Origin of the sequence: Sphaerochaeta sp. S2 (assembly GCF_016406725.1) — a bacterium.
In the GTDB taxonomy this organism is placed as follows: Bacteria; Spirochaetota; Spirochaetia; order Sphaerochaetales; family Sphaerochaetaceae; genus Sphaerochaeta.
Map to the genome: position 1 here is coordinate 1 of NZ_JAEKNT010000039.1, position 6,514 is coordinate 6,514.

6 protein-coding genes and 1 pseudogene are annotated in these 6,514 nt (G+C 47.1%); 1 reads left to right on the plus strand and 6 read right to left on the minus strand.

Features of this window, described 5'->3' with window-relative positions:
* The 6 genes and pseudogenes from JF818_RS01005 to JF818_RS01030 form a co-directional block, all read right to left on the minus strand.
* Positions 1–239, minus strand: a pseudogene (locus JF818_RS01005) (sugar phosphate isomerase/epimerase); the annotation flags it as partial.
* A 24-nt stretch (positions 240–263) separates the two neighbouring features.
* A complete protein-coding gene (locus tag JF818_RS01010) occupies positions 264–1,403 on the minus strand; it encodes a Gfo/Idh/MocA family protein (RefSeq protein WP_198890134.1) in 1,140 nt (379 codons plus the stop codon).
* Positions 1,404–1,515: 112 nt separating this feature from the next.
* The gene (locus tag JF818_RS01015) at positions 1,516–2,358 is read right to left on the minus strand and encodes a sugar phosphate isomerase/epimerase (RefSeq protein ID WP_198890135.1); all 843 of its coding nucleotides are present in this window, start codon (positions 2,356–2,358) and stop codon (positions 1,516–1,518) included.
* Positions 2,355–3,308, minus strand: a complete 954-nt coding sequence (locus JF818_RS01020) for a Gfo/Idh/MocA family protein (RefSeq protein ID WP_198890136.1) — start codon at positions 3,306–3,308, stop codon at positions 2,355–2,357. Before JF818_RS01020 ends, JF818_RS01015 begins: the two co-directional genes overlap by 4 nt.
* Before the next feature lie 3 nt (positions 3,309–3,311).
* Complete coding sequence (locus tag JF818_RS01025) at positions 3,312–4,313, minus strand: LacI family DNA-binding transcriptional regulator (protein WP_198890137.1); 1,002 nt, start codon at positions 4,311–4,313, stop codon at positions 3,312–3,314.
* A 73-nt stretch (positions 4,314–4,386) separates the two neighbouring features.
* On the minus strand, positions 4,387–4,932 hold the full coding sequence (locus JF818_RS01030) for a hypothetical protein (RefSeq protein ID WP_198890138.1): 546 nt from the start codon (positions 4,930–4,932) through the stop codon (positions 4,387–4,389).
* A 188-nt stretch (positions 4,933–5,120) separates the two neighbouring features.
* Between JF818_RS01030 and JF818_RS01035 the strand changes: the two genes are divergently transcribed.
* A complete protein-coding gene (locus tag JF818_RS01035; protein WP_198890139.1) occupies positions 5,121–6,266 on the plus strand; it encodes an ATP/GTP-binding protein in 1,146 nt (381 codons plus the stop codon).
* The last annotated feature ends 248 nt before the right edge of the window (positions 6,267–6,514 follow it).

Genomic DNA, 6,514 nt, shown 5'->3' on the forward strand with positions numbered 1-6,514 from the left:
CCGACGCACTGCCCGGCAAGGTGGTTTCCGAGGGCATAGCAACCAAGGTTGTATTTCTTCAGGATTGCTTTCTTGTCAGCTACATAGGAGGGATCCTTTGCAGCTTTCTCCACGTTCATATGATCACCCCAACAGGCAATCTCAACCCCGTCATATCCCATTTCACTTACGGTCTCACACATCTTCTCAAAGGGAAGATCTGCCCACTGTCCTGTAAAAATTGTAACCATTCTAGCCATGGATTTGCTCCTTTTTATGATTTCTTATAGGTCGACCCAAACAGAGCCTTGCTTGCTGCTCTCCAGGCACCGATTGATGAATTTCACGCCATCAAGCCCTTCCTCGACTCCTGGGAAGTCAAGATCGGAAGGCTCCAGCTTCTCTCCACGAAGGTGTTTTCCAAGTGCCAGGATGAAGGGTTTGTAGATATTGGCAAATGCCTCGTAGAGTCCCTCAGGGTGTCCTGCTGGCACACGGGAGTACTGCTGGGCTGCTGGGTCGAATGCCTCACGACCACGGCTCCATCTCTGTTTCGGCCCATCGCATGGGGTAAAGGAGAAGTAGTCAGGATCCTCCTGAAGCCACTCCAAGCTCCCTTTTTCACCGAAGATGCGGATACGGAGGGCGTTGTCATAGCCGAAGGCAATCTGGCTTGACCAGTACAGGCCCTTGCCTCCCCCTTCATACTCAACCATCACCGAGGCATTATCATCCAACGTCCTGCCCTCAACCAAGCTGTCCAGACGTGCACAGACCTTCTTGATCTTCTTACCGGTAACCGTGGCTACCATATTCTCGATATGGCTGCCGATATCACCAAGGCAGTTCGTTGCCCCCGATACCTTGGGGTCCATTCTCCAGGGAGCAATGGAGCTATGTTCATCGACGGGATTACCCAGCCAGTCCTGTGGATACTCGGCATTCACAAACCTGATCTTCCCAAGCATTCCATCCTGGACCATCTTCCTCATCTGCTTCACTGCAGGGTATCCGGTGTAGGTATAGGTAACACCAAAGAGCAGGTTCTTCTTCTTGCAGATTTCAGCCAGCTCTTCGCTCTGTTCGATAGTCCAGGTCAGGGGCTTGTCACAGACAACATGAATCCCCTGGGAGAGGAAGGCCTTGCATATGTCAAAGTGGGAAGCGTTTGGTGTAACGCAAACAGCAAAGGCAATACCGTCTTCCCTGCTTGCTTCCTTCTCCGCCATCTCACGGTAGTCGGTATAGAGACGATCACTTGCAATACCGAGTTCTGCCCCAAAAGCCTTTGACTTCTCCACATCCCGGGAAAAACAACCGGCTTTCAAGACGGCAAGATCATCTAAGCGGATGGCTTTACGATGTACATCCCCGATAAAGGCTCCCTTTCCACCTCCAATCATTCCATAGGCAATTCGATCCATGTTTTCCTCCTATGCACGTGCGTGCATAACATCCCGAAAAGCATCGCACGTATGTGTTTTGCACGTGATAATCGTACCATGTTTTCTGAGTTTTGCAAGGGCGCGTATGGGACTATCGGAGACTAAGGCGACACTTCTTAAGGTAATCTAGGGATGCAACTTTCTCCTCAAAATCGCTGAAAAACGAGGTTCCACCCGCTTCAATATCAATGCTTCCCTGGTATCCTCCGTCAAGAAGGATTTGCATCAGGGCTTGCCAATCGGTATCACCACAGCCAGGCAAGGTAGCTTTGATTGCCTTCCCTGGAGAATAGAGACCGATCTCACTGAGGAGGGCATGATCAACATGGGCATCCTTGCCATGTACATGCAAAACCCTCTCTTTCCAACGTTTCAGTTGGGCAAGCGGCTCGAGCAGTGCCTCCACCTGATGACATGGCTCCCATTCAAGACCAAGGAGGGGATCATCAAGGGTATTAAAGATGAGATCCCACGCTGCATCATTGATGGCAATATTCCAGGAACCACGCTTCCAGAGGTCACCCATCCTACAGTTTTCCAGGAGCAATCCCCTACAATCATGGCGATGGACCTGATCAATCAAATCGCTGAACACTTCCTTGAACAAGGGAAGCGATGCCTCAACACTTCTAGAAGGAACACGGCCTGCAAATGTTGAGACAAACGGATGCCCAAAACGATACGCCTTCTCTATGAGTGTCTGCACACCACGGAGAGTCTCCTCATTGGCCAAGGGATTACCCCAAACAGAGATTGCGTTGACCGGAAGCCCTGCTTCCTCCGTAGTGCGAGCAAGACTTGCAAGATCAGTTTCTCCAAGGGTCTCCCAAAAGCAGATACTGAGGGTTTCGAACCCCGCTTCATTCAGCCTCCCAAGATGAGCGGAGGTAACCTCATTGGCAAAGAGCAGTGCCCCAAGCTGTATGTTCTTCATCGCATCTCCTCCAAGAGTTTCTGGACCCGGTATCCATCCTCAAACGAAGGGGGGATAGAATCCCCACTCTTAACGGCATCAAAAAACTTCTGATAGGTCGAAACTGGACGATTTCCCTCCAGCTTCGTGCTAGTTCCGTCCTTGCTGGTAATGACCACTTGCTTCCTATCGAGGGAGGTATTCATCGTGAGCGTAGCTTCACTACCCTCTATGATAAGTTGCAGAGAATCATCCCAAGAGGGATCCTGGTAAGAGCAGTGCAATGTGCAAGGGATATGGTTCCCAATACGCAGCAAGGCACCATACTCAACCAAGGCAGGGAAAGTGACCTCAAGGGTCTTCTTCTCAAAGTGGACGTTTCCAAAAAGCAGGAAAAGCAGATCAAGGAGGTGGCTGCCGAGGTCTGAGAGGCAGCCTCCCTGATTATATTCAGGCAGCAGTCTCCACTTCCAACGGAAGACTTCCTTTGGGTCTCCCCAGATATGGCTCTTGTACCAGCTCTGCAGGTAGGAGATGGTGACATTCTCCAGCGTACCGAGCATACCACGGGAGAGGACCTCCTGTGCTGCAGAGAGAGAGGGCGTGTGGCGTTTTGAGAAATTGACCATGAAGGGCTGGCTCTTAGGGAGCCTTGCCAAGAAATCAGCCTCTTCCTGGGTTGAGGTGAGGGGTTTCTCACAGAAGATTGCCAGATTTGCTCTCACTGCTGCCTCACAGCAGAGAGTGTGGAAACAGTCAGGGAGACAACAACTCAAGGCATTGGCCTTGGCGGAGAAGCGGGAGATCATATCGAGGCTCTTATAGCTCTCTTCCACCCCGAAATTTTCGCAGAAACCCCTCAGGTGATCCTCATTATGGTCGATTGCGCCTACTATCTGGGCTCCCAGAGCTTGGAACTTCTTTGCTTGGTACCAGCCCATTCCCCCACATCCCACTATGACTAGTTTCATCATTTACTCTCCCAGGGGTCGGGTGGACTTTCTCACCACAAAACCGGTCTCTGCCCATCGCTGTTCTGCTGCTTTTCCATGCTCGATCATACCGATCAACATCTGTACTGCTTCAGCTCCCATCTCCATGATCGGATGGTCGACTGTAGTCAGGGGAGGAGTACTGGTACCAGCAGGCTGGAAGTTGTCGTATCCGATGAGAGAGATATCCTGGGGAACCTTCTTGGAGTGTTCACTACAGGCCTGGAGAAAGCCGAAGGCTTGCCGGTCACTGGCCGTCATGATCAGTGACTCCTTCTTACCAAACTGCCTGAATGCATTGAAACCTGAGTTCCTGGAGAAGTTTCCTTCGACAATCGTTGTCTGCAGGTGGTAGTGAGAGGCAAGCTCCTCGAAGGCCTGGAGTCTGTCCTTGCCGTTCTTGAACTGAAGGTCCCCCGTCACATATCCGATGTGGTTATGTCCTAGCTCATGGGCATGGGAAAAAGCCTTCCTCATCCCTTCATCAGGACGAGCATAGATGCTTGCAGCCCCCTCTCGGTAGTTGTTCACCAACACAAAGGGGAGGTTGTGCTCGATAAGGGGATCGATCTCGGGAAACTGGTCCTTGGTGATGGCAAAGATCAGGCCATCATAGCTATGGCTGGTGATAAGGTCCCGGTAACTGCGGTACTTGCCCAGATAGTTCTCAAAGATAATCCCAACATTGTAGTTGTGGTTCAGTGTTCCAAGCAACAAGCCATCGAGGAGGGCTGGGAAATAGGAACGGGTAAAGGGCAAGATCTTCTTGTAGTAGGGAACCACAAAACCGATGGCAAAGCTTCTATTGCTAGCAAAGAGCGTTGCAGTCCGTGAAGGGACATATCCCAGCTCTTCTGCAGCCAGTCGTACTTTCTTCTTGATCTCATCACTGATAAGGGGGGAATCGTTGAGTGCACGGGAGACCGTGGACTCCGCTACCCCTGCTGCGCGAGCTACATCAGCCCTTCCTACAAGCTTCTCCATGTAGGCCAGTGTATCATCTTTACAGAGAGTATGGTACGGCTTTCTTGTAGATGAGAGGCAAGAATGCTTGGCACTAGAACCGATATCTGAGACTTACCTGAGGATACATATCTACCACAAACGTGGAAGAGGTGATCTCATACATCCCCACATAGACAAACTCTGTGCTGATAGCAAAATGTTTGAAGAAGATGGATTCCACCCCTACTCCTCCTCCAATACCTATGTTGAGAGTGAGCGGCCCAGAGCGATACACATCCAGGTCAGAGACAAATTCAGCTTTCTTGTATCCTTGGTGGTGTACTCCACCGACCAGGTAGAGCATTCCAGCAAGCCAGGAGTTTGCCTCGTGGTACACCAAGGGGTATTGCAACTCAAGCCCGATGTTGTAGACCAACTCATCGTCACCATATTCCATCTCTGGGTGGTAGATCAAACCACCTGCTACCTGGTAGCCAAAGTCGTCCAACCATCTCTGGTAACTGATACCAACCCCGGCCAAGCGTCCACCTTGGACACCCAAGGCCTGAGAGTACTCACTTCCCACTGCAAACAGAGGGGCTGAGAGAGAGGCCAGCAGAACAAACAGGACAACCAAGGAACGAATAGGTGTTTTCATACAGAAATATTACTACAATCCTGTATTTCTGTCTGGTAGCTGACCATGAAAATGGACTGAATCATGTAATTCTTTTGAAGAATATACATTTAAAAACATATTTTACGTTTTTATTTGTAATAATACCGCGATTATGCAATAATAATAGTAAGTAAAATCACTGATTACGTTTATAGGCGGAGGATTGCATGAAAATACTTAAGATACGAGCATCAGGATTACCATTATTCTCTTCTGATGTAGAGGTGGATTTTCTTGCACTTCAAAGAGTCTCTACGGAATCTGCCGAAACAATGCACCGCCTATTCTCGAACTATTATCAAAACAATGTAATTGCAATCACTGGTATAAATGCATCTGGAAAAACAACACTCCTGAAGGTCGTTAATTTCTCATTTCGATTGTTGAATAATGAACCCATAAGCACTATCGATAGTATCGAAATATTTGATGGGCTCCTTGATCAAGACAGCGTATCATTCACAATTTTTTTCTATGCAAATGATCATGCGATTCATATGCTTCATACTGTGATTAAAAAACAAGATGATAGATTCATCATCGTTGAGGAGACTTTACATTCTAAATCAATTACCAGCGCCAAGAGTAAAAAAGCCTTATTTGATGTCTCTTCTTTCAAACAGGAGCAGATGAGAAATCAGCAAGAGGCTTATCTTCTTGACGACGTCAGTATCATGGTTGCTTTTAATAAACGCCAAGCCGAACGAATCTCAATAGTTGACATGCTTCGCTTTACCAACAACAACCTATTAGGCCTAAACGCAGAAATCCCACACGAATTGATAGAATTTTTCGACCCTAGCATTGAATACCTTACTATTGAGAAACAGTTTAAAGATCAGGAAATCCGACTTAAGTTCAAGAACAAAGAAGAACTTATCTTCCATCAGTTGTCTGAACTGAACAGATACCTTTCATCGGGCACAATTAAAGGTATTACACTATTCCTGAACGCCTTAAAAATTCTTAAAGTCGGTGGATATTTACTTGTTGATGAAATAGAGAACCACTTCAACAAGGAAATTGTGGTCACACTAATCCGTTTTTTTATGGACCAGGATTGCAACCCAAAAGGAGCTGTACTACTCTTCACTACACACTATCCTGAGCTACTTGATGAATTTTCTCGTAACGATACTATCTACATAGCGCGAAATAAAGCTGGGATTACTGTAGAGAATCTTTCAAAAATCCTTACACGTAATGATATAAATAAAAGCGATGCATACCAAAGTGGATATTTAGAAGGAACGGTCCCCTTGTATGACGCTTATATGAACCTAAAAAGAATTGTAATAAGAACACTTGTGTAGGATGAGAAAATGATACTATCTAATCTTATTGCCTGCATTTGTGAAGGTGCAGCAGAAGAAGCCATCATTGAGTTATTATTAGAAACCCAAATTCCCGCTAAATTATTACTATAATACCAATAATTCTTTGGAATATTAGAAGATATATCATTCCAAGACATTGACTTTTGCTCAAAACATAGCTACAATAAAAGCTATGAAAAAAGCAGGGAACACAGCCAAGATCGTTGAGGTTTTCAACAAGAATG

Excerpts from the sequence above, each read along its gene's own strand:
- JF818_RS01010 (WP_198890134.1), bottom strand. The coding sequence starts at position 1,403 with ATGGATCGAATTGCCTATGGAATGATTGGAGGTGGAAAGGGAGCCTTT.
- JF818_RS01015 (WP_198890135.1), bottom strand. The coding sequence starts at position 2,358 with ATGAAGAACATACAGCTTGGGGCACTGCTCTTTGCCAATGAGGTTACC.
- JF818_RS01020 (WP_198890136.1), bottom strand. The coding sequence starts at position 3,308 with ATGAAACTAGTCATAGTGGGATGTGGGGGAATGGGCTGGTACCAAGCA.
- JF818_RS01025 (WP_198890137.1), bottom strand. The coding sequence starts at position 4,313 with ATGGAGAAGCTTGTAGGAAGGGCTGATGTAGCTCGCGCAGCAGGGGTA.
- JF818_RS01030 (WP_198890138.1), bottom strand. The coding sequence starts at position 4,932 with ATGAAAACACCTATTCGTTCCTTGGTTGTCCTGTTTGTTCTGCTGGCC.
- JF818_RS01035 (WP_198890139.1), top strand. The coding sequence starts at position 5,121 with ATGAAAATACTTAAGATACGAGCATCAGGATTACCATTATTCTCTTCT.